2 protein-coding genes are annotated in these 2,847 nt (G+C 72.3%); both read right to left on the reverse strand.

The window, feature by feature from the left end:
* Positions 1-42: 42 nt before the first annotated feature.
* Positions 43-234 (reverse strand): CstA-like transporter-associated (seleno)protein, encoded by a 192-nt coding sequence (locus E1265_RS35390; RefSeq protein WP_132935050.1) that lies wholly within the window; start codon positions 232-234, stop codon positions 43-45.
* Positions 231-2,444, reverse strand: a complete 2,214-nt coding sequence (locus tag E1265_RS35395; RefSeq protein ID WP_132935051.1) for a carbon starvation CstA family protein — start codon at positions 2,442-2,444, stop codon at positions 231-233. The genes E1265_RS35390 and E1265_RS35395 overlap by 4 nt, the downstream gene beginning before the upstream one ends.
* Between the last annotated feature and the right edge of the window lie 403 nt (positions 2,445-2,847).

Below are 2,847 nucleotides of genomic sequence, written 5' to 3' on the forward strand. Positions count from 1 at the left end.
GGGTGGGCGGGGGAGAGGACCCGCCGCCGCGCCCGGTCAGGGCTAACAGCAGACGCCGCCCCCGTCGCGCGGGTCCCCGTAGCGGCGCTCCACCCGCTCGCGTTCGAACTCGCGACGCGAGGGCACGGGGGCCGCCGGGTCGGTCTCGCGCACCCGCGCGACATGGCGGGCGTAGGCGTTCTCGCCGGTCAGCTCGGTGACGTACCAACGCAGCCAGGCCGCCGCGCGTCTCATTCGCCGGCCTCCACCCGTGCCGCGCTCCGCTCACCCCGTGACTGCTCGGGGATGCCGCCGCCCGGGCCGAGGCCGGCCGCCACCAGTTCGGCCCGCTCCTCCTTCGTCGGGATCAGGCCGGCGGGGGCGACCAGCCGCGACGGCACGTGCGGGGACTCGCGCAGCTGGACGGTGTCCGGCCTCCTGACCGCCCGCACGCACACCCGCAGGGCGTCGGCGAAGACGATCAGCACCAGCAGCGCGAGCACCGCCGAGATCGTCGCGTCGAGCGTGGCGTTGTTGACGATGGTCCGCATGTCGTCCATGTCCTGGGCACCGGGCAGCAGCTGGCCGGCGTCGATGCCGTCCTGGTACTGGTCGCGCCGGGCCCAGAAGCCGACCGCCGGGTCGCTCGAGAACACCTTCTGCCAGCTCGCGGTGAGCGTGACCACCGACAGCCAGGTGAGCGGCACCAGCGTCACCCAGACATGCCGCAGCCGCCCCGACTTGACCAGCAGCACCGTGCAGACGGCCAACGCCACGGCCGCGAGCAACTGGTTGGAGATGCCGAACACCGGGAACAGCGTGTTGATGCCGCCGAGCGGGTCGTTGACGCCGACCCACAGCAGGTAGCCCCAGAGGGCGACGACGATACCGCTGCTCAGCGCGATGCCGGGCAGCCACTTGGTGGCGCGCATCCGGCCGAACCTCGGGTGGATGGAGGCGATGGCGTCCTGGACGATGAAGCGGCCGACCCGGGTTCCGGCGTCGATGGCCGTCAGGATGAACAGCGCCTCAAACATGATCGCGAAGTGGTACCAGAAGCTCATCATCGCGTCGCCGCCCAGGATGTCGGCGAGGATCGCGGCGAGGCCGAGCGCGAGCGTCGGCGCGCCACCGGTCCTGGAGAGCAGCGACTCCTCCTCGACGGACTCGGCGGCGGCCGCGAGCTGCTCGGGCGTGACGGTGAAGCCCCAGGAGGTGATGGTGTCGGCGGCCGTCTGGAGCGTGTCGCCGATCACCGCCGGCGAGGCGTTCATCGCGAAGTAGACGCCGGGGTCGAGCACGCAGGCGGCGGTGATCGCCATGATGGCCACCCCGGACTCCATCAGCATCGCGCCGTAGCCGATGGTGCGTACCTGGGTCTCCTTCTGGATCATCTTGGGCGTGGTGCCCGAGGAGATCAGGGCGTGGAAGCCGGAGACCGCGCCGCAGGCGATGGTGATGAACACGAACGGGAAGAGCGAGCCGGCGAACACCGGCCCCTCACCGTTGCCCGCGAAGTCCGTGACGGCGTCCATCCTGAGCGTCGGCAGCGTGACCACCAGGGCCGCGGCGAGCAGCACGATGGTGCCGATCTTCATGAACGTGGACAGGTAGTCGCGGGGCACCAGCAGCAGCCACACCGGCGCGACGGACGCCGCGAAGCCGTAGATCACCAGACAGATGACGAGGGTGCGCGGCGAGAGCGTGAAGGTGTCGGCCAGGCCGGAGTTGGCGACCCAGCGGCCCGAGGCGATGGCGAGCAGCAGCAGGGCCACGCCGATGACGGTCACCTCCGCGACCCGGCCGGGGCGGAGATAGCGCAGGTAGACGCCCATGAAGAGGGCGATGGGGATGGTCAGGCCGACCGAGAACGTGCCCCAGGGCGACTCGGCGAGTGCGTTGACCACCACGAGGGCCAGCACCGCCAGCAGGATGATCATGATGGCGAAGACGGCGACGACGGCGGCGACGCCGCCGATCGGGCCGATCTCCTCGCGGGCGATCTGACCGAGCGACTTGCCGTCGCGCCGGGTGGAGAAGAAGAGCACCACCATGTCCTGGACGGCGCCGGCGAAGATGACGCCGACGATGATCCAGATGGTGCCGGGCAGATAACCCATCTGCGCGGCGAGCACCGGGCCGACCAGGGGGCCGGCGCCCGAGATGCCGGCGAAGTGGTGGCCGAGCAGCACGCGGCGGTCGGTGGGGTGGAAGTCGACGCCGTCGTTGACGCGTTCCGCCGGGGTGGCGCGGGTGGGGTCGGCGCGCAGCACGCGCGTCGCGATGTAGCGTGCGTAGAAGCGGTAGCCGATGGCGTACGAGCCGAGCGCGGCCGCCACCATCCAGGCGGCGGACACCTCCTCGCCTCGGTAGAGCGCCAACATGGACCAGCCGACGGCGCCGATGACGGCGACGGTGGTCCAGATGGCGATGGAGCGTGGTCGTGCGTGCGTGGGGAATTGCATGGTGGTCTCCTGCCCGTCCTCCTTGACTGACTGGCCGGAATCTAGGCCAGCGGAGCGCGGTTGACCAGTGACGCGTGTGGTGCGTGGCCGTGCCAGCGGCTCAGAAGGACGGGTGGATCCGGTTTCAGGTACGGCTGAGGATCTGCCGGGGCGCGGCCCGCCAGGCCGGGCGCCCACGACGCGGCCGGGCGCGTGCGGTGCGGCGCCGCAGCCCCCGCGGCGGGCCGGACCCGCTGTGGCGCGGCGGCGGCCGGGCACGGGAGGCGGTCTCGGCGGGCGACGGACCAGGCGTTGGCCGGCGCGGCCGGGCACGCGCGGTGCGGGGCCGGTGGCCGGCGCCGCGCCCGGTGCGCCGACGGCTGTTCGGCCGTCGCACGCTGCTGGGTGCCGGTCGCCTCGGGCG

This window comes from Streptomyces sp. 8K308, from assembly GCF_004348315.1.
Taxonomy (GTDB): Bacteria; Actinomycetota; Actinomycetes; order Streptomycetales; family Streptomycetaceae; genus Streptomyces.

Excerpts from the sequence above, each read along its gene's own strand:
- E1265_RS35395 (WP_132935051.1), bottom strand. The coding sequence starts at position 2,444 with ATGCAATTCCCCACGCACGCACGACCACGCTCCATCGCCATCTGGACC.
- E1265_RS35390 (WP_132935050.1), bottom strand. The coding sequence starts at position 234 with ATGAGACGCGCGGCGGCCTGGCTGCGTTGGTACGTCACCGAGCTGACC.